23 protein-coding genes and 1 tRNA gene are annotated in these 25,939 nt (G+C 62.3%); 4 read left to right on the top strand and 20 right to left on the bottom strand.

Going from position 1 to position 25,939, the window contains the following annotated elements; all coding sequences use genetic code 11:
* Positions 1-9: 9 nt before the first annotated feature.
* The 9 genes from ABQZ00_RS06295 to grxD form a co-directional block, all read right to left on the bottom strand.
* A complete protein-coding gene (locus ABQZ00_RS06295) occupies positions 10-519 on the bottom strand; it encodes a pilus assembly PilX family protein (protein ID WP_115513316.1) in 510 nt (169 codons plus the stop codon).
* A gap of 3 nt (positions 520-522) precedes the next feature.
* Positions 523-1,689 carry a PilW family protein gene (locus ABQZ00_RS06290; RefSeq protein WP_115513317.1) on the bottom strand — a complete coding sequence of 389 codons (1,167 nt, stop codon included), beginning with the start codon at positions 1,687-1,689 and terminating at the stop codon, positions 523-525.
* Positions 1,686-2,162, bottom strand: coding sequence for a type IV pilus modification protein PilV (gene pilV / locus ABQZ00_RS06285; protein WP_115514560.1), 477 nt, complete (start codon positions 2,160-2,162; stop codon positions 1,686-1,688). The genes ABQZ00_RS06290 and pilV overlap by 4 nt, the downstream gene beginning before the upstream one ends.
* The gene (locus ABQZ00_RS06280) at positions 2,162-2,677 is read right to left on the bottom strand and encodes a GspH/FimT family pseudopilin (RefSeq protein WP_115513318.1); all 516 of its coding nucleotides are present in this window, start codon (positions 2,675-2,677) and stop codon (positions 2,162-2,164) included. The genes pilV and ABQZ00_RS06280 overlap by 1 nt, the downstream gene beginning before the upstream one ends.
* Positions 2,678-2,852: 175 nt before the next feature.
* On the bottom strand, positions 2,853-4,238 hold the full coding sequence (gene ppnN / locus ABQZ00_RS06275; protein ID WP_323537327.1) for a nucleotide 5'-monophosphate nucleosidase PpnN: 1,386 nt from the start codon (positions 4,236-4,238) through the stop codon (positions 2,853-2,855).
* A 106-nt stretch (positions 4,239-4,344) separates the two neighbouring features.
* On the bottom strand, positions 4,345-7,590 hold the full coding sequence (locus ABQZ00_RS06270; RefSeq protein ID WP_323537328.1) for a TonB-dependent receptor: 3,246 nt from the start codon (positions 7,588-7,590) through the stop codon (positions 4,345-4,347).
* Positions 7,591-7,965: 375 nt separating this feature from the next.
* Entirely contained in the window at positions 7,966-8,565 is a 600-nt protein-coding gene (locus tag ABQZ00_RS06265; protein WP_005996031.1) for a YhgN family NAAT transporter, read from the bottom strand.
* Positions 8,562-9,305, bottom strand: coding sequence for an SDR family NAD(P)-dependent oxidoreductase (locus tag ABQZ00_RS06260; protein ID WP_323537329.1), 744 nt, complete (start codon positions 9,303-9,305; stop codon positions 8,562-8,564). The genes ABQZ00_RS06265 and ABQZ00_RS06260 overlap by 4 nt, the downstream gene beginning before the upstream one ends.
* Positions 9,302-9,622: a Grx4 family monothiol glutaredoxin gene (gene grxD / locus ABQZ00_RS06255; protein ID WP_055850119.1), complete on the bottom strand. Its 321-nt coding sequence runs from the start codon at positions 9,620-9,622 to the stop codon at positions 9,302-9,304. Before grxD ends, ABQZ00_RS06260 begins: the two co-directional genes overlap by 4 nt.
* 121 nt (positions 9,623-9,743) lie before the next feature.
* Here grxD and ABQZ00_RS06250 point away from each other — a divergent pair, with 121 nt between their 5' ends.
* On the top strand, positions 9,744-10,322 hold the full coding sequence (locus ABQZ00_RS06250; RefSeq protein ID WP_323537330.1) for a superoxide dismutase: 579 nt from the start codon (positions 9,744-9,746) through the stop codon (positions 10,320-10,322).
* Positions 10,323-10,454: 132 nt separating this feature from the next.
* Here the strand turns inward: ABQZ00_RS06250 and ABQZ00_RS06245 are convergent, their stop codons facing one another.
* Both ABQZ00_RS06245 and purE read right to left on the bottom strand, forming a co-directional pair.
* Positions 10,455-11,600: a 5-(carboxyamino)imidazole ribonucleotide synthase gene (locus ABQZ00_RS06245; RefSeq protein ID WP_323537331.1), complete on the bottom strand. Its 1,146-nt coding sequence runs from the start codon at positions 11,598-11,600 to the stop codon at positions 10,455-10,457.
* Positions 11,597-12,100, bottom strand: coding sequence for a 5-(carboxyamino)imidazole ribonucleotide mutase (gene purE, locus ABQZ00_RS06240; RefSeq protein ID WP_115562410.1), 504 nt, complete (start codon positions 12,098-12,100; stop codon positions 11,597-11,599). Before purE ends, ABQZ00_RS06245 begins: the two co-directional genes overlap by 4 nt.
* A 58-nt stretch (positions 12,101-12,158) precedes the next feature.
* Here purE and ABQZ00_RS06235 point away from each other — a divergent pair, with 58 nt between their 5' ends.
* From ABQZ00_RS06235 to ABQZ00_RS06225, 3 genes are all read left to right on the top strand, one after another.
* Complete coding sequence (locus ABQZ00_RS06235) at positions 12,159-12,428, top strand: Trm112 family protein (RefSeq protein ID WP_055850108.1); 270 nt, start codon at positions 12,159-12,161, stop codon at positions 12,426-12,428.
* Complete coding sequence (nadC, locus tag ABQZ00_RS06230) at positions 12,425-13,306, top strand: carboxylating nicotinate-nucleotide diphosphorylase (RefSeq protein WP_323518330.1); 882 nt, start codon at positions 12,425-12,427, stop codon at positions 13,304-13,306. Before ABQZ00_RS06235 ends, nadC begins: the two co-directional genes overlap by 4 nt.
* A gap of 63 nt (positions 13,307-13,369) precedes the next feature.
* The gene (locus ABQZ00_RS06225; RefSeq protein WP_323537332.1) at positions 13,370-14,422 is read left to right on the top strand and encodes a DUF2272 domain-containing protein; all 1,053 of its coding nucleotides are present in this window, start codon (positions 13,370-13,372) and stop codon (positions 14,420-14,422) included.
* 378 nt (positions 14,423-14,800) lie between these two features.
* Here ABQZ00_RS06225 and pnp read toward each other — a convergent pair whose 3' ends face one another.
* The 9 genes from pnp to nuoN form a co-directional block, all read right to left on the bottom strand.
* Positions 14,801-16,915 carry a polyribonucleotide nucleotidyltransferase gene (gene pnp, locus ABQZ00_RS06220; RefSeq protein WP_115513327.1) on the bottom strand — a complete coding sequence of 705 codons (2,115 nt, stop codon included), beginning with the start codon at positions 16,913-16,915 and terminating at the stop codon, positions 14,801-14,803.
* A 168-nt stretch (positions 16,916-17,083) separates the two neighbouring features.
* Positions 17,084-17,344, bottom strand: a complete 261-nt coding sequence (gene rpsO, locus ABQZ00_RS06215; protein WP_055850100.1) for a 30S ribosomal protein S15 — start codon at positions 17,342-17,344, stop codon at positions 17,084-17,086.
* Positions 17,345-17,500: 156 nt separating this feature from the next.
* Positions 17,501-18,427: a tRNA pseudouridine(55) synthase TruB gene (gene truB / locus ABQZ00_RS06210; RefSeq protein WP_323537333.1), complete on the bottom strand. Its 927-nt coding sequence runs from the start codon at positions 18,425-18,427 to the stop codon at positions 17,501-17,503.
* Between the two features lie 81 nt (positions 18,428-18,508).
* Complete coding sequence (gene rbfA / locus ABQZ00_RS06205) at positions 18,509-18,901, bottom strand: 30S ribosome-binding factor RbfA (protein WP_005991395.1); 393 nt, start codon at positions 18,899-18,901, stop codon at positions 18,509-18,511.
* A 142-nt stretch (positions 18,902-19,043) separates the two neighbouring features.
* Positions 19,044-21,755 (bottom strand): translation initiation factor IF-2, encoded by a 2,712-nt coding sequence (infB, locus tag ABQZ00_RS06200; RefSeq protein WP_323537334.1) that lies wholly within the window; start codon positions 21,753-21,755, stop codon positions 19,044-19,046.
* A gap of 95 nt (positions 21,756-21,850) precedes the next feature.
* Positions 21,851-23,362, bottom strand: a complete 1,512-nt coding sequence (nusA, locus tag ABQZ00_RS06195; protein ID WP_055850094.1) for a transcription termination factor NusA — start codon at positions 23,360-23,362, stop codon at positions 21,851-21,853.
* A gap of 4 nt (positions 23,363-23,366) precedes the next feature.
* Positions 23,367-23,957, bottom strand: coding sequence for a ribosome maturation factor RimP (gene rimP / locus ABQZ00_RS06190; RefSeq protein ID WP_055850092.1), 591 nt, complete (start codon positions 23,955-23,957; stop codon positions 23,367-23,369).
* Between the two features lie 211 nt (positions 23,958-24,168).
* A tRNA-Met gene (locus tag ABQZ00_RS06185) sits at positions 24,169-24,245 on the bottom strand.
* Between the two features lie 205 nt (positions 24,246-24,450).
* On the bottom strand, positions 24,451-25,911 hold the full coding sequence (nuoN, locus tag ABQZ00_RS06180; protein WP_055850423.1) for an NADH-quinone oxidoreductase subunit NuoN: 1,461 nt from the start codon (positions 25,909-25,911) through the stop codon (positions 24,451-24,453).
* Positions 25,912-25,939 lie beyond the last annotated feature (28 nt).

The raw sequence follows: 25,939 nt of genomic DNA, 5'->3' as shown, positions 1-25,939 counted from the left end.
TCGGCAGCCTCAGAGCTTGAAAATAGTGTCGATCGATGCCGATGACGAGGCATCCGTCGCGGTATCGTTGGCGAATGTGGTGATCTGGTACACCGGAGTCACGGGGTCGAGCGGATCCCCCATCGCAAGCGATCCTCCACCGATAATGCAGGAGTCAATCCGACGCACATTGACGGCCTGGTTCACGGTTGTCGCCTTGTTGCGACCCCATGCGACCGGATCAAATGCGGCATCACAGTTCTGCTGGATATCGGTATCGACCAAAGGGGCGCCTGATGGCGCATCCGTGCGATTGGCAATGGCCTCGATGGCGCGTTCGCTTCGACGGGTGACGCCCTCCGCATTTTGGAAAGCGATATTGGTTGCCAAATAATTGGACGCCATCTTTTCCTGCATGCCTGCCACCTGCATCCCCGCGATGCCGATTAATGCCAACAGGATTAACATGATCAGGGCGACATAGAGCACCGCGCCACGAGGGCGAGATGACATCGGGCGCAAACGAACGAATGAATTCATGAGCTAATTTCCGAACAGTCGATTACGCAAGGCGATCGTGGACTCGTAAGTCATTCTGTAACGTCCATCAGTTTGAGTAGGCGACGCAAAAGACACTCCTAGCGCACTAGGGTTACTCAAGGCGCTTGCAGGTTTTTCCGCAGTGGAAGTTGATGGACTACGTGCCAGGATGCCGACCTGGACCTGTCCGACCCGTCTCCATTGAGCGGCTGCCGCTGCATCACTTCCGACGGAGACATCGCTTGCTACTGCCTGAGTATTGATGTTGCCCAGCGGGGGCGCAGTAGTGGACATGTTTTGAGTCTGGTCAAGACCAAATAGCAACTGCATATTCTCGATACCTTCAACCAGTTCCTCCGGCGCTGCATAATCGTCTGCACCATTTGAGCGCGCGCGCATCAGAGCAGGCTCGCCGGATGTAGCAGATGTTCCAACGTAGTACACCAACGACTCGGCTCTATAGATCAATGCCTGACCACTAGGCCTGGTTGAATAATTGGACAAATTCGTGCCATTGGCGGTGACTTTGCCGCTGGCATAGACACCCTTGAAAACAGTGGCATGGCTGCAATCCGCGATGCCGAACAGGTTTGGCGCTGTCTGACCACCTTCGGTCAAACGTGCGCCGGCAGCGGCATCAAAGCCGACGACGCTATTAGTACCGGACGTCAATGCCGTGATGGGCACGCTTTCCGGTGCCAGATAGCGCAATACGAGAATATCGCTTCCACCGCGGGGATTGAGCTTGGAGATTGCTGTCGGCAAGTTGGTAGGCGCCGCCCAGGTAGCTCCAAGCGTCAAGCTACCTGGTGGCTTCGTATTGGGAGCCTCATATCCCTGGACACTGACACTGAAATCCAGCGGATGGCCAGACCCGCTTGCCGCACCGGTGGTAACGACTGGATCTCCTTCACCGCGAACGAAATGCGCCTGATCGTTGACACAGCCAAAATGCCCCGCCATTCGAATGTCGCGCTGCAGGAACTCCAAGGCAAACCGCCCATTTTCCTGCGCACGCGCATTGCCTTCAGCGAGCATCGATGCGGTACGGGATGCCGAAAAAACCTGGATCACACCCAGCATCAGCACCAGACCGATCACCAAGGCAATCATCATTTCTATCAGGCTGATGCCAGCAATGGCATGCCTGGGCAGAAAACGGCGAGTCATAGTTGAGATACCAGCGTGAAGGTGGTTTTCGCATCGGGATTACTTGCGTCCCAGCGCTGATCTCCCCAGCTGATGCCTACAGTCACTTGGCCATTTGCATTAAGGACGGTTGCACTAGCGCCCTCGCCTAACGCTTGCACAACCTGACACTTCCAACGCGTGATATTACTCGTGATAGCGAGGTCGGCCCCAAGTGGCCGGCTGCAGCCTGAAACGGTCACTGTATTAGCGGAAAAGGTTGCATCGGTATACCAAGCCGACTGGAAACGATTGCTGCGCATCTGGTCGAGCAAATCGTAAGCAAGATTGGTTGCCTGGGTACGGTAGTTTGCGCTTTGCACAAACCGGACATTGGCTGTCTGCAACAGCGCAAATCCCAGCAAACCAAATGCAAGAACGATGATGGCAATCAACACCTCAAGAAGGCTGAAGCCATGGGAGCGGGATCGTAAGGCAAGCTTTCGGCGATGCATCATTGACAGGCACCTTTCTGAGAAGTGATCTGGCCGGCACCGTTGACCGTCAGCGTACGGCGTAGTGCTTGCCCATCACACGTAGTCGGCTGCAACGTAATCTGCTGATTGGTGGCAGAGAGCCTTCGGCCGCGCCCATCGAAAGCTATGGCAGTTCCAGAGGGGCCGGAGCTTGTCAGCGACTGGTCTATCGAGACGAAACGTAAGACCGTGTCACCACTTTTGAAGGCACCATCACCGTCGGTATCCGCCCACGCAAGCATCCCTGCCCCCCAGTTATTGTCGCAGGCTGCTCCAGATGCGCTTCCACAAACCCCGCCTCCTCGGCGATTCCTGATTGCCTCGCTGCGAGCAAGCGACAACAACCCTAGGGTTTCATTGGTACTGCTTGCAACGCGATTGGAGCGAATGACTCCCCGGAAACTGGGCAACGCGAGCGTGAGCAAGATCGCCAGCACCACAATGGCGATCATCAATTCAATAAATGTGAAGCCGGCAGATCGGCGAAAAGACATTGGACGCTCCCCAGCGTGACCATGTCAGAGTGCGTCGGACGCCCCCCAGTGACAAGCGCTGGGGGGACGAGTGGTCGTTTTAGGGTTGCCAACGTAAGCAGCGAACCTTGCAGGGACCGAAACTTGTGCGGATTCTGGGCGCCTTTTTCTGATCAGGGCTTGGCGCTCAGCACATCTAAGTCACCACCCGATAACAAGGCCGGTAGTCTCCCGAGATCTTCATCCGGCGCTGCTCGACGAAACCGCGCAGCAGTTCGTCCAGGGCCTGCATGATGTCCGGGTCGCCGTGGATCTCGAACGGGCCGAACTCTTCGATACGGCGCATGCCGTCTTCCTTGACGTTGCCGGCGACGATGCCGGAGAAAGCACGGCGCAGGTCGGCGGCCAGTTCGGGTGCCGGGCGGCCGTGGTGCAGGTCCAGGGCGGCCATGGCTTCGTGGCTGGGGACGAATGGCTGCTGGTACTCGAGCGGAATGTGCACCGACCAGCTGAAGTAGTACGAGTCCTTCTGGTCCTTGCGATGCGCGCGCACTTCGTGGATGCCTTCTGCCATGCGGCGCGCAACGGCGACCGGGTCGCCAACGATGATTTCGTAGCGTGACGCTGCCCCGTCGCCGAGGGTGAGGCGGATGAAGCGGTCGATCTGTTCGAAATACGGCGCGGCGATGGTCGGCCCGGTCAGGATCAGCGGGAACGGTAGGTCCGCGTTTTCTTCGCGCAGCAGAATGCCGAGCAGATACAGGATCTCTTCGGCAGTGCCGACGCCGCCCGGAAACACCAGAATGCCGTGACCGATACGGACGAAGGCCTCGAGGCGCTTCTCGATGTCCGGCATGATCACCAGGTGGTTGACGATCGGGTTCGGCGATTCGGCCGCGATGATGCCGGGCTCGGTTACGCCGATGTAGCGCGTGTGATGCTTGCGCTGTTTGGCATGGGCGATGGTGGCACCCTTCATCGGGCCCTTCATTGCGCCCGGGCCGCAGCCGGTGCAGATGTCCAGTCCGCGCAGGCCTAGCTCGTAGCCCACCTGCTTGGTATAGAGATATTCGTCGCGCGAGATGGAATGCCCGCCCCAGCACACGACCAGATTCGGGTCGGACGGCTGCAGGATGCGCGCGTTGCGCAACTGGCCGAACACCGCATTGGTGATGCCCTCGCTGGTGTCCAAATCGCCGCGTTGCGCTTCCAGCTCGATGGCCATGTAGGCCAGATCGCGCACGACGGCAAACAGCAGCTCGGCGACGCCACGGATGATCTCGCCATCGACGAACGCCATGGCCGGCGCATTATTCAGGTCGATGCGGATACCGCGATCCTGCTGGTTCACCTGGATGTCGAAATCCGGGTACAGATCGCGCGCGGCGCGCGGGTCGTCGGAAGCGCTGCCGCTGGTCAGCACCGCCAGCGCGCAACGGCGCAGCAATTCGTGCATGCCGCCGCTGGATGCATCGCGCAACCGGGCCACTTCCGCCTTGGACAACACGTCGAGGCCACCACGCGGGTAGATCCGCGCATCCACCACCGGCAGCGCCCGTGCCGCCGTACTGCTGAGTTCCATAGCTTGCTCCTGTCGTCTCTCAAGGACTTTAACGTACTCACCCGCCCAAAAGAAAACGGCCGGGAAGACCCGGCCGTTTTCGCAACACATGACACGCTAAACGCGATCAGAACTGGTAGCGGAAACCCAGCTGCAGTGCCCAGCGGGAGATGCCGCGGTCGTCGTACACGGTGGACTGGTCCGGCGTATTGAAGCGATATACGTACTTGCCGCTGGCCGCATCGATACCGCCGTATTCCACGACACCACGCATACCCGGGAAGCCATATTCCTCGACACGGCCCCACTTCTTGTTGAGCAGGTTGCCCACGTTCATGACGTCAAGCCAGAGGGAGGCCTTGTTGTCCTTGAAGAAGCCCGGAATCTCCTGCTCGATGTGCAGGTCGAACTGGTTGATCCAGGAGTTACGTGCGCCATTACGTTCGGCGACCTGACCACGACGGGCGGCCAGATACTCGTTGCCTTCGATGTAGTTCCAGAACGCCTGTTCTTCTCGCGCGGTACCGAACAGCACGTCGCCACGGCCGGCCGGGATATACAACAGGTCGTTCAAGCGACCATCGCCATTGGCGTCGTTGTCGAACGCATAGCTATACGGGCGACCATTGCGGCCCTGGTAGATCAGGCCCAACTTGGTCTCGTAATCGCCGAAGAACGCATGCTTCCAGTTCAACGTACCGAGGATGCTGTTCTTCACTTCGTACGCGGCGGTCGAAGCGACGTTTTCGTTGGCCTGGAATACCGCGTTATTGCCCAGCTGCGAACCCGAGGTCGAACTGGTCAGGCCGCTGACTTCGTCGGCATCGGTGTAGGTGTAGTACAGGCCCCACGACCAATCACCACCGTTGAAGGGCTTGTTCAGGCCGACGGTGAAGCTCTCGCTACCACCCTTGTCGGTTGGACGAGCGATGATTGCATCGTTGTATCTCGTATTGCGCGACCCGCGCGCATCGACCGAAGAGCCGGTTCCACGCAGACATGCGGCCGGAGCACTCGCACCGGTGGGATTGCGGCCGTCGTCCAGCCAGCAAGCCGGATTCAGGCCCGGTGTATTCCAGTACAGATTCCGGCCATCCTGTCCCACTCGGGTGGTGTTGCCCAAATTGAGCTGTTGGTAATAAATCGCTTCGTTGACCTGGGTCACCACCGCTTCGGCAGACGCCACGATGCCGTACCAGGGCAGCTCGGTATCGAATGCAAGGTTGGCCTTCCAAACCGATGGCTGACCCAACTTGCTGTCGACAAAATCGACAGACTGCGTGGCGCCATTCACCGAACCATTACCGGTCGGCTGGTTGTTGATATCAGGCGTGAAGCGGATTCCATTGGAGTTCACCAGCGCCTGGCTGGAGAAGTTGTAATCCGTGTAAGCCAGACCGGTATTGGAGTATGGATTGGACAGCCACACCGTTGCCGCAGCGCCCTGGAACAAGCCTAAGCCGCCACGTAGCTGAGTGGGGCGATCGCTGTCGAAGGTGTAGTTGAAGCCGAAGCGTGGCTCAAACAGGCCATTACCGTCGATGGTCTGATCATTACGGAAGCCGAACGCCGTCGACGCAGCTGCGTTGTAGGCAGGGCTGTTCTTGACCATCGGCTCGTCATAACGCACACCGAACGTCAGCGTCAGGTTGTTGTTGACAGCCCAGGTGTCCTGCAGGAACACGCCGACGTTACGCATGCCCCAGTTGGCCGCGATGTCGTCGATGTTGCCGCTGTTGGAGCGCGAGTAACGATAGTTCAACGGACGATTGGCCGCGTAGTCGGCGATGGAGTTGAACGTGTAAGAACCGAAGACGCGCTGCCCGAACAGATTGAAAAGATCGTTGTCTTCATAGTCGAAGCCGAACTTGACGGTGTGGTCGTTCAAGAACAGCGTGCCCGCGAAGAAGGCATTCCAGGTTTCGGTACGCAGTTCATTGGCCTGGGTGCTCTGCTCGGTACCCAGGTTGACGGTGTTGTTACCGAGGCGCACCGCGATGGCCGGTAGCTGCGACGCAGCTGTACGCACGGCCGAATAATCGCGATAGGACACCTTGGCTTCAGTCGAGAAGGTATCGGTCCAATCGCTGAACAACTGAGTCGTGTAAGTCTTAAGGCTGAAGTCGCGAACGTAGTGATACGAATTCAGTGATAGCGCCTGATTGCCGAAACCATTGAGGTTGGCAGTGCTCTGCTCGCTTTCGCCATAACGCAGCGAGGCACGGTGCTTGTCGGAAATATTCCAGTCGAGCTTGAAGCCCTTTTCTTCCGAATCCGAATCCAGCGCCGGCAGCGCGAGAGTACCCGGATCGAAACCATAGACATTACGCGAGATGTCGATGATCTGATCGACCTGCGCCTGCGAGATCGGAACGATATTGCTCTCGCCCGAGCCAGTCGGACCGTAGCCAGAGGCTCCGGTGAACACGCCCTTGCCCTTGTACTTTTCGTAGTTGGCGAAGAAGAACAGCTTGTCCTTGATGATCGGGCCACCAAGGGTCAGGCCGTAGGTGGTCTCGTTATCGAACAGCTGCGGGCGGATATCGTTCTGGTTCTTGCCCGACCAATCGTTTTCGCGATAGGTGCCGTAGACCGAACCGTGAAATTCGTTGGTACCGGATTTGGTGACCGCATTGATCACGCCGCCCGTGGCGCCGGTGATGGTGACGTCGTAGTTCGCAACGTCTACCGAGATTTCGTCGATGACATCCATCGAGAAAGGCTGGCGGGGAGTCGGCAGGCCATTGGACTCGAGACCGAACGCGTCGTTGGTGCTGATACCGTCAACGCGGATTAGATTGAAGCGCGGATTCTGGCCACCTACCGAGATTTCGTTGCGCGCCTTATCGGTCTGCGCCACGCGCGGGTCGAGACGCACATAGTCCTGCAGGTTGCGGTTGATCGACGGCAGCGATTCGATCTGCTCACGGGTCACGTTGGTGCCGGTGCCCATCTTGTTGGCACTGAACAGAGCCGAGCCGTAGTCGCCACCAATGGCCTGCACAGCACCCAGCGTGGTGACGTCACCGCCCAGGGAAGCGTCGACGCTATTGACCTGATTGAGGTTGAGGTACACGCCCTCTTCGGTCTTGGTGCCTTCACCCGACTTGGTGATGGTGATCGTGTACGGCCCACCCACACGCAGGCCGCGCGCGTTGTAGCGTCCGCTGGCATCGGTGGTGGCGCGGCTGACGGTACCCGATTCGACGTGGGTGATCGTGACTTCGGCATTCGGCACCGGCTGACCGCCGCTGCTGGTGACCAGGCCAGCGACGCCGGCGGAGGTGCTCTGGGCAAATACGGGCGCAGCGGCGAGTGCGGCAACGAGACCAAGGGTGAGCTTGGACATGCGGAGACAACGGGGGTGGGTCATTTCGGTAGCCTCGATACAGGTTGGGCAGTGACAAAAAGGCGCAGTCAGCCCAACCGTTCCCGGGGGTGGGCTGCCGATGATCTGGGGGTCCCTTGCCGCGCGGCTGGTTGCTGCCGCAACGGTTAACAACAGATTAACACGCTAAGGCCTGATTGTGACGGCGGCGTGACAAAGTTCGCGCACTGCAACATGAACTTCGCATGTGACGGCGCAACCGCCAGACTGCGCAAGGTCGCAGCGGGAGCGAGACGTGCGTCTCGACAGGGAGTTTCTTACGCGCGGAAAGCCGGCGGGAATGCCGTTCGCCCACTCTGCGCAACCGCGCGCGCAAGACGCGGCGCGCGGCCCGGGTCGTTCCCGAATATGACAATCGCCTTAGATGGACACCGGCAGCTTGAAGTACGTCCCCAACCCGTCCAGGAACATCTGCACCGAAATCGCGACCAGCAGCATGCCCATCAGCCGCTCGATTGCGGTCAGTGCACGGTGGCCGAGCAATTTGTACAGCAATGGTGCCGAGGCCAGGATCGTGGAAGCGCCGATCCAGGCGATCATCAGCGCCAGGCTCCAGTCCCAAAGACGCGTGGGTTCGTTGCTGCCCATCAGCATCACCGCGGCCATACCGGACGGGCCGGCCACCAGCGGGATGGCCAACGGCACAATGAAGGGCTCGCCATCGGGGATCTCGCCCATCAGGCCTTCCGGGCGCGGGAAGATCATGCGGATGCCGATCAAAAACAGCACGATGCCGCCGGCGATCGCCACCGATTCCTGACGTAGATGCATCAGTTCCAGCGCGTATTTACCGCCCCACAAGAACGCCATCAGCACACACAGCGCGATCAGCAGCTCGCGTGCGAGCACGAAGCGCTGACGCTTCGGCGGCAAGGGCTTGAGCACGCTGAGAAAGACCGGGATGTTGCCCAGCGGGTCCAGAATCAGGAACAGCAGCAACGCCGCCGACAGAATGGTCATGTGGAAGGGCTCCAGATCGCACCGCGGTACGGGACACCTGCCATGGACAACAGGGTGACGCAGGCGGACGCGTAACGGGTAGGATCGGCCGCCTCGCTGTCTTCCTGATGGGTAAAGGCGCGCGCGCGCAACGCAGTACGCATGGGGCCAGGTTGCAAGCCGTGGACACGCACCGGACCGGCTGCAGTTTCATGATGCAGGCTGGCGATCACGCCGAGCTGTGCGTGCTGGGCGGCGCCGTATGCGCCCCAGTACGCCTGACCGACGCGTACGACATCGTCGACGACGAAGACCACGGCCGCGTCGTCCTGCTGCCGCAAAAGCGGCAGGCAGGCCTGGGTCAGCCAGGCGCGTGCGGTGAGGTTGACGTGGATGCTGCGTGCGAAGTCCGCAGGTGCCGCAAGTTCGGCGGGCGTCAGCCCACCGAACTCGGCCGCGCAATGCAGCAGGCCGTGGACGCCGCCCAATTCGGACTGCAGCCGCTGCGCCAACGCAGCGTAATCCTCCGGGGTAGCCCCGGCCAGGTCGAGCGGATAAAGCAACGGCTCCGGCCCTAGCGTGGCGACGGTATCGTAGACGCGCTCCAGCGGGCGCAGTTTGCGGCCCAGCAGCACCACGGTCGCCCCTGCGGATGCGCATGCCTGTGCGGCAGCAGTGCCCAGCCCGCCGGCCGCGCCGGTGATCAGCACGACCCGCCCGGTCAGTGATGGCGAGAGAGGCTGGCCCTGCACTGCAGTCACGGCTGGTACGCTTCGGTGACGATGCGCTTGAGCTCGCCGGCTTCAAACAGTTCCAGCGTGATGTCGCACCCGCCGATCAACTCGCCATGGATGAACAACTGCGGGAAGGTCGGCCAGTTGGAATAGCGCGGCAGATTGGCGCGCACTTCGGGTTCTTCCAGCACGTTGACCGTGCGCACCTGGTCTGCGCCAGCGGCGATCAACGCCTGCACTGCGCGACTGGAAAACCCGCACATCGGAAACTGCGGGGTGCCTTTCATGAACAACACGATCGGGTGTTGTTCGACTTCGGCCTGGATCCGTTCCATCACCGGCATTGGACTCTCCTGACTGGGAGCGGCAGGCCCGACCGCCGGGTCGGATAGACTTCCGCAAAGGCGCGCATTGTAAGCCTTCAGCGCGACCTGTCGCCGCACTCCCTTCGCTGCCATTGCCATCATGCCGATCGAACACGTTGCACTGCCCTACTCCCGCGCCGCTCTGGAGCCGCATCTCTCGTCCGCGACCCTGGAGGCGCACCACGGCGTCTGTCATCGCGGCGAGGTCGAACGGCTCAATACGCGCATCGAAGGTAGCGAGTTTGCCGAACTGACGCTCGAAGAGATCATCGCGCAGGCACAGGGCACGCTGTTTCATCTGGCCGCGCAGGTGTGGAACCACAATTTCTATTGGCAATGCCTGCGGCCACGCGGCGGCGGCGAGCCGCTCGGCAAGCTGGCCGACAGCATCGGCACATCCTTCGGCGATTTCGTGCACTTCAAGCAGGAATTCAATCGCGTCGCCTTGGGCAGCTTCGGCTCGGGCTGGGTATGGCTGGTGCAGCGTCCGGACGGCGCATTGGCCGTTGTCGCCACGCCCAATGCATCCACCCCGCAGACCGGGCCGGATACGCCGCTGCTGGCGTGCGACCTTTGGGAGCACGCGTACTACCTGGATTATCAGCAAGACCGTGCGCAGTACCTGGAGGCATTCTGGAAGCTGATCAACTGGGATTTTGTCGCCAGCCGGTTGGGCTAGCAGGCGCGTCTCGTTAGCAACGGAGCGCTCGCCGATGCACCCGCCTGCGTGCACTCAATCGAAGCGCACGCAGTCGGCACCACAACCAGCGCGACGCCGCACTGCTGCGTCGCGATCTCTCGGGATTGACACTCAGCCTTCGCGCAGGCGCGCAATCACCGGTTCAACGTGCGCATTGCGCTGCAGTGCCATGCCGGCCTCGACCAGCGCCTGTACCAGCATCTGCGGCGTATCGGCACGCAGCGTTGCGTGGCCCACCTTGCGACCGTCGCGCGATTGCTTGCCGTAGTCGTGCCAATGCCCACCGGGAACTGCCAGAAATGCCACAGCGTCGGGCATCGCACCCAACCAGTTGAGCATGCAGGCATGGCCGCGCATTGCAGTGCTGCCCAACGGCAACCCGAGCACAGCGCGCAGGTGATTTTCGAACTGCGAGGTCTCCGCGCCTTCGATGGTCCAGTGGCCGGAGTTGTGCACGCGTGGGGCGATTTCGTTGGCGAGCAGTGCGCCATCGCGCACAAATAGTTCGAGGGCGAACACGCCCACGTAGTCCAGCGTGTCGGCAATGGCGCGCGCGTGTGCTTCGGCGACCTCCTGCAACGTTGCGTCCACATTGGCAGGCGCGAGACTGGCCGACAGCACGCCATCGACATGCCAGTTTTCGGTCAGCGGCCACGCACGGAATTCGCCATCGCGGCCCCGCACCGCCACCACGCTGACTTCGCGTTGAAATGGCACGAACGCTTCAAGAATCAACCCGACCTTGGCTGCCTGTGCACCCAGCGCAGTCCATGCCGCATCCGCATCGGCAAGCGTCTTGATGCGGAACTGGCCCTTGCCGTCATAACCGAAGCGGCGCGTCTTGAGGACGCACGGCGTGCCGATACGCGCCAATGCAGCGTCAAGCCCGGCGCGGTCGTCGATGGCAGCAAACTCCGGCACCGGAATACCGAGTTCGCGGAACAAGGTTTTTTCGCTCAGCCGGTCCTGCGCCACCGCCAAGGCATCCGGGCGCGGAAACACCGGCACCTGCGCGGCAAGTTGCTGCGCGCTGGCCGCGGGCACGTTCTCGAAATCGAAGGTGATCACATCCACCTGCGCGGCGAACGCAGCGAGCGCGGCAGCATCGTCGAACGCGCCCACCTGCAGCGGCGCCACCTGCCCTGCGCAGGCATCGGCTGCCGGGTCGAACACTGCAAACCGCAGCCCAAGCGGCGAGCCGGCCAGCACCAGCATGCGCGCCAACTGGCCGCCTCCCAGAATTCCAACTGTGGTCATTGGCGCGGGTCGTCGCTGGCCATCACATCATCGGTCTGCTTGGCACGGAACTGCGCCAGTGCCTGGCCGATCTGCGGCTGCTCCGGCGCCAACATCGCAGCGGCGAACAATGCCGCATTGGCAGCGCCGGCATTGCCGATCGCAAACGTAGCCACCGGGATACCCGCCGGCATCTGCACGATCGACAGCAGTGAATCCATGCCGTTGAGCGCCTTGGACTGCACTGGCACGCCCAGGACCGGCACCGCCGTCTTGGCCGCCAGCATGCCCGGCAGGTGCGCCGCACCGCCGGCACCGGCAATGATGGCGCGCAACCCACGCGCGCTCGCCTGCTCGGCGTAGGTGAACAGCACATCGGGCGTGCGGTGCGCCGACACTACCTTGACTTCGTACGGCACGCCCAGCGCATCGAGCTTCTGAGCTGCGTGTTGCATGGTCTCCCAATCCGAACGGGAGCCCATCACGATGCCGACCAGCGGCGCGGAGTGGTTGGAGGTCATGGCCCTGCCCTGCGGTAAAGACGTATTCTAGCCAATCTCCACGCAAGACAAGACTTCGATGGATCGCAAACTGCTCGACCTGCTGTGCTCGCCCGACACCCGCCAGCCACTCTCGCTGCTGGATGGCAAAGGCCTGGAAGCACTCAACACCGCCATCGCCGCCGGAAACCTGCAGCGCGCCGACGGTACCGCGCAAAGCCAGCCGCTGCGCGAGGCCTTGATCACCCGCGACCGCAAGCAGATCTTCCGCGTCGACGACGGCATTCCGGTACTGCTGGCCGAAGAAGCCATCGGCACCGCCCAGATCACCGACTTTCCCGACAAGTGAATTCGTCAGTGCGCACCGTGCCGGAGGCGCCGCCCGCCGCGTTGGTCGACGCCGACGTGGCGCGCGCGCTGGCCGAAGACATCGGTACTGGCGATGTAACTGCCGCATTGCTTCCCGATCAAGCCGACAGTGCGTACCTGCTGTGCAAGCAGGATGCGGTGATTGCCGGCCGGCCCTGGTTCGATGCCACGCATCGCGCGCTCGACCCGCAGGTACGCATCGACTGGCACGTGCACGAAGGCCAGCACGTCAGCGCCGGCACGGTGCTGGCCATCCTGCAAGGTCGCAGCCGCAGCCTGGTCAGTGCCGAACGTACCTCGCTCAACTTTCTGCAGACGCTTTCGGCCACGGCTACCACTACCGCTGCGTATGTGGCCGCAGTCGCCGGCACCGGCGCCCGCATCCTGGACACGCGCAAGACGCTGCCGGGCCTGCGCATGGCGCAGAAATACGCAGTGCGCTGCGGCGGCGGCGACAATCACCGCATCGGCCTGTTCGACACGGTGATGCTCAAGGAAAATCACATCCGCGCCGCCGGCTCGTTGAGCGCAGCCGTGCAGGCCGCACGTGCCCAGCAACCGCAGCTACCGCTGGTGGTCGAGGTGGAAACGCTGGCGCAGCTGCGCGAGGCATTGCAGGTGGGCTGCACGCGCATCCTCATCGACGACTTCGATCCGGCGATGCGTCGCGATGCCGTGCGTATCGTCGCCGCGTTGTCGGTGGATCAACGTATCCCGCTGGAAGTCTCCGGCAGCGTCGACCTGGCCGGCATCCGCGCAATTGCGCAGGACGGCGTGGATTGCATTTCCATCGGCGGGCTGACCAAGCATGTGCAGGCGGTGGATCTGTCGCTCAAACTCGGCCCGGCCCCGCGCTGATTTCACGCGTGCGCGCAGGCTGCTCTGTCAGCCTGCTGCGATTGATTTCGTGCAGGATGTTCGATGACCGTAAGACCCTGGCCGTGGATGTGCCTGCTGCTTGCAGGATTGGGTGGCAGCGCTGCGGCTGCGGAAGTGTGCGATATGCCACCGCGCTTCGGCACCACCCCTGCAGCCATCGCCATCGTGCGCACGGCCTGCAATGAGCATCGTCTATGGCAGCACCCGTTTATCGACGCCAAAGGCCGCCTTGCCAGCCTGGGCGTGACCGAGGCTGAATCCGGCTATCTCGCCGACCATGGCGTCGTGGCCTGGCAACGCGTCGCTGGCTATTGGCGCGATAGCGGCACGCTTGCCTCGATGGGTGGACGTCCCGGCGCATCGAGCTGCGCTGCATTGGACGGCACCCGCTACACCGCCAGCGACTGTCGCGCGTTCCTGATCGACAACCCGTGGTCGGCCGCCTTCATTTCATGGGTGATGACGCAAGCGAGACTGAGCGGATTTCATCGCTCCGCACGCCATCTGGATTACATCCGCAGCGCGTACAACGACGGCGCCACCGGCCCGTATCAGTTCACCGACCCTGCGGTGGAAAAACCCGCACCCGGCGATCTGCTATGCCTGCTGCGTGGGCGCAACGTTGCACTCGGCTACGCGGGTTTGAAGGCCGCGCTGGGCGGTAGCGCACCGATGCCATGGCAATCGCATTGCGATGTAGTGGTGGCCGCCAATGTCGGTGGCGATCGCACGCTGTATCTGATTGGCGGCAACGTGTTCAACACCGTCATGATGCGCAAGATGCCGCTGGACCGCGCCGGCCGTGTGGTATTGCCGACGCCGCAGTCCGACAGCGCGCAGGATCAGAATGAAGACAGCCTTGGCGTCGCAAGCGAATGCACGCCGGCACACGAAGAATTGTGCGACTTCAACCGACGCGACTGGGCGGCACTGCTGAAGCTGCGTCCAGACGCAGCAATGCTGGCGCCACCGCCAACCGAACCACTGCCTGTGCCCACCGCACCGCCTGCCGAGCAGACGATGCCCCCAGGTTTCCCGCGCGTGGTGCCGCCGCGCCCGGAAACGCAGCCGGCGCCGACTCAGCAGCCTGGGTGAGAAAAGATTCAAAGCCCCTCTCCCGCCGGCAGGCTGGTTGAGGTGAAGGTGTGGGGCGAAGCCCTAGTGCCGCCTCAACTGCACCGGGCTGCGCACGTACCCTCATCCGTCCCTTCGGGGCACCTTCTCCCAAGGGGAGAAGTATCAGACGCATGGCGCCACGCTCTAGCCCCTCTCCCTGCGGGAGAGAGGTTGGCGTGAGAGTACGAAGCGAAGCCATGGTGCTGCCTTAACTACACCGGGCTTCGCACGCACCCTCATCCGCCCCTTCGGGGCAACTTCTCCTGTTAGGAGAAGGAACAAGGCGTGGGCTATTCCGAACCGACAACGAAAAAGCGGGCCGAAGCCCGCTTTTCGTGACGCATCAACCAGCGGCGATTACTCGGCCGACGGCGGAACGCCCTCGCCCTCTTCCACTGCCTTGATCGACAGACGGATACGGCCTTGCTTGTCCACTTCCAGCACCTTGACGCGGACCAGATCGCCTTCCTTCAGCTTGTCGCCGACCTTCTCCACGCGCTCGCTGGAAATCTGCGAGACGTGCACCAGGCCGTCCTTGCCCGGCAGGATGGTGACGAACGCACCGAAGTCCATGATCTTGGCGACCTTGCCTTCGTAGATGCGGCCCGGCTCCACGTCCGAGGTGATCTGCTCGATGCGCGACTTCGCAGCTTGCGCGGCGATGGCGTTGACCGAGGCAATGATGATCGTGCCATCGTCCTGGATGTCGATCTGCGTACCGGTTTCCTTGGTGATCGCCTGGATGGTCGAGCCGCCCTTGCCGATCACTTCGCGGATCTTGTCCGGGTGGATCTTGATGGTCAGCAGACGCGGCGCGTAGTCGCTCAGTTCCAGACGCGGGGTGGTCAATGCATGCGCCATCTCGCCGAGGATGTGCAGACGGCCAGCCTTGGCCTGCTGCAATGCCTGCTTCATGATTTCTTCGGTGATGCCTTCGATCTTGATGTCCATCTGCAGCGCGGACACGCCTTCGGCAGTACCGGCGACCTTGAAGTCCATGTCGCCCAGGTGATCTTCGTCACCCAGGATGTCCGACAGCACCACGAAGCGGTCGTTTTCCTTGACCAGACCCATGGCGATACCTGCGACCGGCGCCTTGATCGGCACACCGGCGTCCATCAGCGCCAGCGAGCTGCCGCAGACCGATGCCATCGACGAGGAACCATTGGACTCGGTGATTTCCGAGACCACGCGGATGGTGTACGGGAATTCTTCCAGGCTCGGCATCACGGCGAGCACGCCGCGCTTGGCCAGACGGCCGTGGCCAATTTCGCGACGCTTCGGCGCACCGAAACGACCGCACTCGCCCACCGAATACGGAGGGAAGTTGTAATGGAACAGGAAGTTTTCCTTGTACTCGCCGCTGACCGCGTCGATCACCTGGCCATCGCGCGCAGTGCCCAGCGTGGTGACCACGATCGCCTGCGTCTCGCCGCGGGTGAACAGCGCCGAGCCGTGGGTACGCGGCAACACGCCGGCCTGCACAGCGATCGGACGCACGGTATCCAGCGCACGACCATCGATACGCACCTTGGTGTCGAGCACCGAGTCGCGCATGGTGTGGTATTCCAGCTCGCCGAATTCCTTCGACAGCTCAGCGGTGCTCCAGCCCTCGGAGGCGACGCGGCCGGCCAACGACTCCAGCACGTCCTTCTTGATCGCCGAGATGGCGTCGCGACGCTGCAGCTTGTCGCGCACCTGGAAGGCGCTCGCCAGCTGCGTGCCGACGGCTTCCTTCAGCGCGTTGATCAGCGCGGTGTTCTTGGCAGGCGCAACCCAGGTGCTGGGCTTGGTACCGGCTTCGACGGTCAGCTCGTTGATCGCGTTGATGACTTTCTGCAGTTCGCGATGACCGAAGGTCACTGCGCCCAGCATCACTTCTTCGGACAGCAGCTCGGCTTCCGACTCGACCATCAGCACCGCATTGGCGGTACCGGCAACCACCAGCTCCAGCTGCGAATCCTTCAGCTCGGCGATGGTCGGGTTGAGGATGTACTCACCGTTCTTGTAGCCCACCTTGGCGGCGCCGATCGGGCCGTTGAAGGGGGTACCGGCAAGCGACAGTGCAGCCGATGCGCCGATCAGCGCGGCGATGTCGCCGTCGATGTCCGGGTTCATCGACATCACGGTCGCGATGATCTGTACTTCGTTCTTGTAGTCCTCCGGGAACAGCGGACGGATCGGACGGTCGATCAGGCGCGAGATCAACGTTTCCTTCTCGGTCGCACGTCCTTCGCGCTTGAAGAAGCCGCCCGGGATGCGGCCGCCGGCATAGAACTTCTCCTGATAATCGACCGTCAGGGGGAAGAAGTCCTGCCCTTCGCGCGCAGTTTTTGCGGCGACGGCGGTGACCAGCAGTACGGTGTCGTCCATCTTGACGATGACGGCACCGCTCGCCTGGCGAGCGACTTCGCCCGTCTCCAGGGTGACGGTGTGCTTGCCGTACTGGAAGGTTTTGGTGATTTTTGCCACGGAGGTTTTTTCCTTAGGTGTAACTGTCTTCGTTGGACCGTCGTCGACCCATGCCGAGAACGGGCGGCCGGGAGGCTCCGGCCCATAAACTTGATGGTGCGATGACGCGTTTGCGAAGGACCAAAACAAAACCGCGGCGCATCGCTGCACCGCGGTGGTAGGACTCGATTAGCGGCGCAGGCCGAGCTTCTCGATCAACGACTTGTAACGCTCGTTGTCCTTCTTCTTCAGGTAGTCGAGCAGGCTGCGGCGACGGTTGACCATCTGCAGCAGACCGCGACGGCTGTGGTGATCCTTCTTGTGGGTCTTGAAGTGACCGCTCAGCAGCTCGATGCGTGCGGTCAGCAGAGCGACCTGCACTTCCGGCGAACCGGTGTCCTGGGCGCTGCGCTTGTTGTCTTCAATAACTTTCTGGGTGTCAACAGACATGATGTTTTCTCGATAGATGCGTGGTCGACAGAAACGTGCATGACGCACCGTCGGACTCGCCGTTTGCTAGGGATAAGCGCGCTTGGCGCTGAGGTGCCCCGATCGGGGCCGCGAAATTGTACCGTTGCACGGCGCCGGGAACAAGTTGACTAAACTTTAACAACCCGGATTTCCGTTCAGTCCATTGAACAGGCGCTGTGGCGACAACCTGCCGTCAGCGTCAACAAGGCCAAGGCCTGACGGGCTTCCATCCGGGCCGAAAACAGCGACCTGACCGGCCGGAAATGCCGGATCGCGCAGCCGCTGCCCCATCCGGAAGCGGGTCGCATGGGCCTGGTCGAGGGTGATCTGCGCAAAATCGGCCAGCCCGGCCTGGATCGGCAGCAGCAGATCTTCGGCCCGCGCACCCGATTCCAATGCCGCGCTCAACGCCTCCAGGGTCATCATCTGTGGCGACCGGAACGGCTCGACCCAGAGCCGGCGCAGCGAGGCGATATGCGCGCCGCAACCGAGCGCTTCGCCCAGATCGCGGGCCAGGCTGCGGATGTAAGTGCCGGAGCCACAGGTCACGCGCAACTGCAGACGCGGCGCGTGGTAACTGATCAGTTCGATCGCATGCACCTCGACCTCGCGCACCGGCGCCTCGATCACGTCGCCACGGCGTGCCTTGGCATACAGCGGCTCGCCGCCCTGCTTCAGCGCGGAATAGATCGGGGCCTGCTGCTGGATGCGGCCAATCAACGGCGCCAAGGCTGCGCGTAACGCGTCTTCGGTCAGCGCAGGCACCGCACGCTCGCGCAGCGGTTCACCGTCGGCATCGTCGGTATCGGTGGTGACGCCCAGCACCACCTCGGCGTCGTACGCCTTGGCCGACCCGAGCAGCAAGCCGGCGATCTTGGTCGCCTCGCCCAGGCACAACGGCAGCAAGCCGGTGGCCAGCGGATCCAGGCTACCGGTATGGCCACCTTTCTCGGCTCGCAACAGACGGCGCGCGGCTTGCAGTGCGTTGTTGGAACTGAGCCCGGCCGGTTTATCCAGCAACAGGATGCCGTGTAGCGGGCGATAGACGATGCGGGGTTTCAAAAGATCGGTGCTCGAATCGGGCGCTGTGCGCGTCCGCAGGAATCCAGGGGGCGCGGCAATCTTGCCCCGCCGACACAGCGCTTAGCGCTGCTCAGCGTCTTCATCGCTGGACGTGGCCTGCGGACCGACATCGTCCAGGTCACGCAGCAGGTTATCGATACGCTCGCCACGATCGACCGAGTCGTCGTAGTGAAAGTGCAGCTCGGGCACGTGACGCAGCTTCATCGCACGCGCCAACTGCGTGCGCAGCTGCCCGGCGATTTCCTTGAGTCCCTTGACCGCTTCGGCCGAACGCTCCTGCTGCAACGCGGTGACGAATACCTTGGCGTGCGCCAGATCGCGGCTGATTTCGACATCGGAAACGCTGACCGACGGCAAGCCGTGGTCGCGCACGGCCGCGTGCACGATCGTGCCGAGGTCGCGACGCACCTGCGCAGAAACGCGATCGGTGCGATGGAATGATTTGGTTGGCATGGTCGTGGACCTGGTTGATTCGGAGGGCCAGATGGCACCGAAGCCAAAAACGAACGCGGGCGGCCATGCCGCCCTCGCCTTGCAGAACTTGCGTACACCATCGCCTGTGTGGAAGACCAGGGCCCGCAGGCCCCGGCAGCCATTACAGCGTGCGGGCAACCTCGATACGCTCGAAGCACTCGATCTGATCGCCAGGCTTGACGTCGTTGTAAGCCTTCACGCCGATACCGCACTCGGTACCGTTGCGCACTTCGTCGACGTTTTCCTTGAAGCGACGCAGCGATTCCAGCTCGCCCTCGAACACCACAACGCTGTCGCGGAGCACGCGGATCGGCTTGCTGCGCTTCACCACGCCTTCGATGATCATGCAGCCTGCAACCGCACCGAACTTCGAGCTGCGGAACACGTCGCGGACCTGCGCAATACCGATGATCTCTTCGCGGATTTCCACGCCGAGCAGACCGGACGCCACCTGCTTCACCTGATCGATCACGTCATAGATGATCGAGAAGTAACGCAGATCGATACCGTTGGACTCGACGATCTTGCGCGCCGATGCATCCGCACGCACGTTGAAGCCGATCATCGTTGCCTTGGACGCCGCTGCCGAATTCGCATCCGACTCGGTGATGCCGCCCACGCCGGAATGGATCACGTTGATGCGGATGTCGTCGTTGGACAACGCCACCAGCGACTGCTTGAGCGCTTCCACCGAACCCTGCACGTCGGCCTTGATCACCAGGTTCAACACCTGCTGGCCTTCGCCCTTGCCCATCTGGGCCAGGATGTCTTCCATGCGGTTGGTTGCCGAGGCGACCAGACGCGATTCGCGGCGCTTGGTTTCGCGCTGCTGTGCCACGTCCTTGGCCAGACGCTCGTCGTCAACGACCACGAAGTCATCGCCAGCTTCCGGCACGCCGGACAGGCCGAGCACCTGCACCGGAATCGACGGGCCCGCCGAGGCCGGCTGATGGCCGGTTTCGTCGAACAGCGCACGCACGCGGCCGTACTGAATGCCGCACACCAGGTAGTCGCCACGCTTCAGCGCGCCCTGCTGCACCAGCACCGTTGCGACCGGGCCACGACCCTTGTCCAGCGAGGATTCGATCACGGTACCGCTGGCGCGGCCATCGGCCACTGCCTTGAGTTCCAGCACTTCGGCCTGCAGCGAAATCGCATCCAGCAGCGTGTCCACACCGGTACCGACCTTGGCCGACACTTCGATGAACTGGGTATCGCCGCCGAAATCTTCGGCAACCACGTTTTCGGCCAGCAATTCGTTCTTGACCCGCAGCGGATCCGCGCCGGCCTTGTCGATCTTGTTGACCGCCACGATCAACGGAACGCCTGCCACCCTGGCATGCGCCACTGCTTCCTTGGTCTGCGGCATGACGCCGTCGTCGGCCGCAACCACCAGCACCACGATGTCGGTGATCTTGGCGCCGCGCGCACGCATCGAGGTAAACGCGGCATGGCCGGGCGTATCCAGGAAGCTGATGACGCCACGACCGGTTTCGACGTGGTACGCACCGATATGCTGAGTGATGCCACCAGCTTCGCCGGAAGCGATCTTGGTGCGACGGATGTAGTCCAGCAGCGAGGTCTTGCCGTGATCGACGTGACCCATGATGGTCACGACCGGCGGACGCGAGGTGGTCTCGCCCTGCGCGTCTTCGGAATGCGCCAGCAGCGCATCTTCGAAGTCGGCATTGTCCGCACGCACTGCCTTGTGGCCGAGTTCTTCGGTCACCAGTGCAGCGGTGTCGTGATCGATGCTCTGGGTAATGGTCGCCATGACGCCCATCTTGAACAGCGCCTTGACCACGTCGCCGCCCTTGAGCGCGAGCTTCTGCGCCAGATCGGCCACGGTGATGGTCTCGCCGATCGCCACTTCACGCACCACCGGTGCAGTCGGACGCTCGAACCCGTGCGGGCCGCTGTTGCTCTGGTTACTACCACGACCGCCATCATTGCCGCGACGCGACGACGACGAACCCGGACGACCGGTCGGCTTGCCACGCACATTGGAACGACGCGCGCGATCGGCGGCCGACAGATGCAGCTGACCAGCAAAGCGCTTGGTCGCATCATCGTCTTCGACGCCAGCCACCATGACGTGCGAACCGCGCGTCTTGTGCTTGGCTGCGTTATTGCGATCATCCGGACGTGCCGGCGTCGCCGGACGCGAAGCGGGCGACGCGCCAGCCGGACGGGCCGGACGCGGTGCCGAAGACGGCGAGGACGGTGCACGCGCAGCAGGCGCCGAAGACGGCGTCGGCGCAGCGGCAACCGGGGCCGGCGCACTGGCAGCCGCAGCGGCTTCCTCGGCAGCCTTGCGCTCGGCTTCTACACGGTCTTTTGCGGCCTGCTCTTCGTCGCGCTTGCGCTGAATCGCTTCATCGCGCACACGGTCGCTTTCGGCCAGGGCCTGCTGCTCGTCGAGATTGCGCTGACGCGATGCAGCGAGCTTGGCAAGGATGTCGGCACGCTCTTCGTCCGGCGTCATCGGCACGGCACGGCCGCCGACTTCGTTCTCGGATTTGACGTAAGTCCGCTTCTGGCGCACTTCCACGTTGACCGTGGTCTTGGTGCGGCCGGCGCTGACCGTGACTTCCTGCAGCTTGCGCCGATTCAGCGTGATCTTCTTGGCTGCTTCGCTTGCCGCTTCGGCAGGTGCATCGGACTTGCCATGCGTGCGACGCAGGAAGCCAAGCAGTTTCATCTTCTCGGTGCTGGTCACGACCTGGTCGGGACCGCTGAACTTCATTCCGGCCTCGGCCAGTTGAACCAGCAGTTTATCGACCGGCGTGTTGACCAGTTCGGCAAGCTTGCGGATGGTGGTTTGCTGCGACATTCGGATCCTATGATCTGGTTGGCGCCCCCTCGCCCAGAGCAAGGGAAACGCTGATTCTAAGCCCTGATGGGGTCAGGGCGCGGTTCATTGCCGGCTCATTCGCCGCGCTCCAAACGGGCGATCTCCTCGGCGCGGGCCGCCAGGATCAGCGCCGAGGCGCGCTCCTGGGTCATGCCCTCGATGCCGAAGTCGACGATCTCGTCCGCTGCCAGGTCGGACAAGTCCTCGCTGGTACGCACGCCGTGCTCGGCCAGAGCAAAGGCCGTTTCCTCGTCCATCCCCTCCAGCGCCAGCAGGTCCTCGGTGGGCTGAGTTCCTTCCAGGCCTTCTTCCTCGGCCAGCGCGGCGTTGAGCAGCGCATCGCGGGCACGGGCACGCAGTTCTTCGACGATGTCTTCGTCGAAGCCTTCCACCGCCAGCAGTTCGCCGACCGGCACGTAGGCGATTTCTTCGACCGTGTTGAAGCCTTCGGACACCAGGATCGCGGAGATTTCTTCGTCCACTTCCAGGCGATCCATGAACAGCTGGCGCGCCGATGCCTGTTCAGCCTCGGACTTGGCAGCCACCTGGTCGGCAGTCATCACGTTGAGCTGCCAACCGGTCAGGCGGCTGGCCAGGCGCACGTTCTGGCCGCCCTTGCCGATCGCCTGCGCCAGGCGGTCTTCTGCCACGGCCAGGTCCATCGAGTGCTTGTCTTCATCGACGATGATCGACTGCACTTCTGCAGGCGCCATCGCGTTGATCACGAAGTTGGCCGGGTTCTCGTTCCACAACACGATGTCCACGCGCTCGCCATTGAGCTCGTTGGACACTGCCTGCACGCGCGAGCCGCGCATACCGATACAGGCACCGATCGGATCGGTACGCGTGTCGTGCGCAATCACCGCAATCTTGGCGCGGTCGCCAGGATCACGTGCGCAGGCCTTGATCTCGACCAGACCCTGGCCCACTTCCGGCACTTCGAGCTTGAACAGCTCGATCATGAATTCCGGCGCAGCGCGGCTGATGAACAGCTGCGGGCCACGCGGCTCGGAACGCACTTCGGCCAGGTAGCCGCGCACGCGGTCGCCCGGGCGCAGCACGTCGCGCGGAATGCCCTTGTCCTTCGGAATGAAGGCTTCGGCATTGCCGCCCAGATCGACAAAGATATTGCCGCGCTCGGCACGCTTGACCACACCGGTGATCAACTCGCCGACGCGATCCTTCCATGCGTCCACAACCTGCTGACGCTCGGCTTCGCGCACACGCTGCACGATCACCTGCTTGGCAGCCTGCGCGGCGATGCGGCCGAAATCCGGATTTTCGATCTGTTCTTCGATGTAGTCGCCCACATCCACGCCGTCGGCTTCGTCGATGGCATCCATCAGACGCACCTGGCGATCCGGGGATTCCATCACCACGTCGTCGGCGACTACTTCCCAACGACGGTAGGTTTCGTAGTTACCGTCCTTGTGGTCGATGGTCACGCGTGCCAGCACGTCCTGGTCGGGATAGCGCTTCTTCGCTGCGGAAGCCAACGCGGCCTCGATCGCATCGAAGATCACTTCGCGCGGCACGCCCTTTTCGTTGGCCACCGCATCCACTACCAGCAAAAGTTCCTTGCTCATTTAGTCACTCCGCGCGCGGCTTGCCAGCCGCCGACTCGTTGGATGGTTTCTTCTTGTCGTGCCCGGGTTTTTTCGGGCCGGGCTTATTCGGTTTTTGCGGCGCCAGGCCCAAGGCAACCCAATCCGGCAGGATGCGCGCCTTGTCGATGTTGTCGAAGCCGATCTGGACGTCTTTGCCATCGACCGAAAACACCACGGCCTCGGACTCAGACTCGGTACGCAGGATCTGACCCTGAAAACGGCGCCGACCATCCTGCGCAAGCTTCAACACGATCTTTGCGGACTCGCCGGCATGGCGCGCGAACTGTTCGAGGGTGAACAGGGGACGGTCCACACCCGGCGATGACACTTCCAGGGTGTAGTTGCCACTGATCGGGTCTTCGACGTCGAGCTGGGCCGACACTTCGCGGCTCACGCGCTCACAGTCGTCGACGTTGATCACACGCTCGGGCTGTTCGGCCAGCGGCACATCGATGTAAAGGCGCAACGTGGCGCCACCTGGCGCGGGAAGATATTCCACGCCCAGCAGTTCCAAGCCCAGGGACTCAACCGTTGGACTCAGCAGATTCGCGATTTCGGTCGCTTTTTCGCTCACAGACTGCCCTGATCAAATGATTGCCAGTAGAACCCCGGCAACCGGCAGCAAACTTTCCGGTTCCGGAAAAAACAAGGGGCCCGATGGGCCCCTTGCGTGAAAAAAGCCCGACCTCTCAGGGTCGGCGCAAAGACGGGAACATGCGTCTTTGCGATCCAAGAACATGAACTGCTGCCCTAAGGCAAACTGCATTAAAGCAGCAATTCAAACTTGGTAGCGGGGGCAGGATTTGAACCTGCGACCTTCGGGTTATGAGCCCGACGAGCTGCCAGACTGCTCCACCCCGCAGCAGAAGCGGAATTATGAAGAACTTGAGCGGCAATTGCAAGCCCTAAGTTTTTCATCTGTTGAACACTTTGGCGAGTGTCCAACGTCGCGGCGAATGATAACCGCAATGCAACAAAAACGAAACACCAATCACAACTTTATTTCAGATCCGCGTCATACACCTGCGGCAAACGCCGCTGCGTCAGCGTCGTGCGCGTCTGCCCGCTTACGCGAGACCAGCAAACGCGCGCTGGCACCACACCATGATCGGGCTCCAGGCCAGACCCAGCGCCAGCAACGCGAGTGCGTTGACGCCCAGCACCGTGCCCAGGACGCGATCGTTGTTGGCGGGCAACGGCTCACCGACCGGCTCGTCGAAGTACATGACCTTGATGACACGCAGGTAGTAGTACGCACCAATCACCGCGCACAGCACACCCACCAGCGCCAGCCACAGCATGTCGCCCTTCACCGCCGCGCCCAGCACGGCGAGCTTGGTCCAGAAGCCGAGGAACGGCGGAATGCCCGCCAGCGAAGCCATGATGCACAGCACCAGGCCAGCCATCCACGGATTGCGCGCGTTGAGCCCCTTGAAGTCGTCGATGTTCTCCGCTTCAAAGCCGTTGCGCGACAACGCGATGATCGCGCCGAACGAAGCGGTCGACATGATGGTGTAGCTCACCGCATAGAACATCGCAGCCGCATAGCCTTCTTCGCCGCCACCGGCCACGCCCATCAGCAGGAAGCCGATGTGCGACACCGTCGAATACGCAAGCATGCGCTTGAGATTGCTCTGCGCGATGGCCATCAGGTTACCGATGACCAACGACAGTGCCGACAGCCCGCCAATCAGCAGATGCCACTGCGGCGACAACGGACCCATACCCACTTCCAGCAGGCGGTAGGCCATGCCGAATGCAGCCAACTTCGGTGCCGAACTGATAAACAGCGCGATCGGTGCCGGTGCGCCCTGATAGACGTCGGGCAGCCACATATGGAACGGCGCGGCGCCCAGCTTGAATGCAACGCCAGCGATCATGAAGATGGTGCCGGTCAGCAGCAGTGTGCGCTCACCCGAGCCGTCGATCGCGTCATGGATGCCCGCCAGGCTCAAGGTGCCGGTAGCGCCATAGACCAGCGACATGCCGTACAGCAGCAGACCCGACGCCAACGAACCCAGCACGAAATACTTCATCGCCGCTTCGGTGGCCAGGCCGTTGTCGCGATTGGATGCGACCAGCGCGTACGAACATAGCGCCAGCAGTTCCAGTCCCAGATAGACCATCAGCAGACTGCCTGCCGAGGCCAGCAGCATCATGCCGGCGGTGGCGAACAACACCAACACCGGGATTTCGCCCTGATAGAGATTGCGCTCGCGCAGGTAGGTCCAGCCATACACCAGGCTCAACCCGCTGACGAGCACGATCACCGTCTTCATGACATCCGCAGCGGTATCGCGCACGAACATGCCATTGAAAATGTCGCCCTGCCCGCCTGTGCCGGTTGCCAACAACGCAAACACCACGGCCAGAACAGCGATAGAGAACAAGTGGGTCCAGACCTTGTTCCGCTGGCTCATGAACAGGTCGAGCATCAGCAGTGCGAAGGCGCCGCCGATCAGCACCAGCTCCGGAACAAGCGGAGCCAGGTCAGCGGTGGTCAACGGCGCGAGCGTTGGCGTGGTCATCATCAAATCCTGAAAATCGGTACGTACG

Source organism: Xanthomonas sp. WHRI 10204, from assembly GCF_040202875.1.
Lineage (GTDB): Bacteria > Pseudomonadota > Gammaproteobacteria > Xanthomonadales > Xanthomonadaceae > Xanthomonas.
The sequence above is the reverse complement of the archived record's forward strand: the minus strand, read 5'-3'. Positions and strand labels throughout refer to the sequence as shown.

Bases quoted from the DNA above. Each gene is read 5' to 3' on its own strand.
- purE (WP_115562410.1), bottom strand. From the start codon at position 12,100: ATGACCTCCAACCACTCCGCGCCGCTGGTCGGCATCGTGATGGGCTCC.
- rbfA (WP_005991395.1), bottom strand. From the start codon at position 18,901: ATGCCAACCAAATCATTCCATCGCACCGATCGCGTTTCTGCGCAGGTG.
- rpsO (WP_055850100.1), bottom strand. From the start codon at position 17,344: ATGTCTGTTGACACCCAGAAAGTTATTGAAGACAACAAGCGCAGCGCC.
- ABQZ00_RS06270 (WP_323537328.1), bottom strand. From the start codon at position 7,590: ATGACCCACCCCCGTTGTCTCCGCATGTCCAAGCTCACCCTTGGTCTC.
- pilV (WP_115514560.1), bottom strand. From the start codon at position 2,162: ATGCATCGCCGAAAGCTTGCCTTACGATCCCGCTCCCATGGCTTCAGC.
- ABQZ00_RS06290 (WP_115513317.1), bottom strand. From the start codon at position 1,689: ATGACTCGCCGTTTTCTGCCCAGGCATGCCATTGCTGGCATCAGCCTG.
- ABQZ00_RS06295 (WP_115513316.1), bottom strand. From the start codon at position 519: ATGAATTCATTCGTTCGTTTGCGCCCGATGTCATCTCGCCCTCGTGGC.
- ABQZ00_RS06235 (WP_055850108.1), top strand. From the start codon at position 12,159: ATGGATCGCAAACTGCTCGACCTGCTGTGCTCGCCCGACACCCGCCAG.
- grxD (WP_055850119.1), bottom strand. From the start codon at position 9,622: ATGCCGGTGATGGAACGGATCCAGGCCGAAGTCGAACAACACCCGATC.
- ABQZ00_RS06245 (WP_323537331.1), bottom strand. From the start codon at position 11,600: ATGACCACAGTTGGAATTCTGGGAGGCGGCCAGTTGGCGCGCATGCTG.
- ABQZ00_RS06280 (WP_115513318.1), bottom strand. From the start codon at position 2,677: ATGTCTTTTCGCCGATCTGCCGGCTTCACATTTATTGAATTGATGATC.
- infB (WP_323537334.1), bottom strand. From the start codon at position 21,755: ATGTCGCAGCAAACCACCATCCGCAAGCTTGCCGAACTGGTCAACACG.
- nusA (WP_055850094.1), bottom strand. From the start codon at position 23,362: ATGAGCAAGGAACTTTTGCTGGTAGTGGATGCGGTGGCCAACGAAAAG.
- ABQZ00_RS06250 (WP_323537330.1), top strand. From the start codon at position 9,744: ATGCCGATCGAACACGTTGCACTGCCCTACTCCCGCGCCGCTCTGGAG.
- ppnN (WP_323537327.1), bottom strand. From the start codon at position 4,238: ATGGAACTCAGCAGTACGGCGGCACGGGCGCTGCCGGTGGTGGATGCG.
- nuoN (WP_055850423.1), bottom strand. From the start codon at position 25,911: ATGACCACGCCAACGCTCGCGCCGTTGACCACCGCTGACCTGGCTCCG.
- ABQZ00_RS06225 (WP_323537332.1), top strand. From the start codon at position 13,370: ATGACCGTAAGACCCTGGCCGTGGATGTGCCTGCTGCTTGCAGGATTG.
- ABQZ00_RS06265 (WP_005996031.1), bottom strand. From the start codon at position 8,565: ATGACCATTCTGTCGGCGGCGTTGCTGCTGTTCCTGATTCTGGACCCG.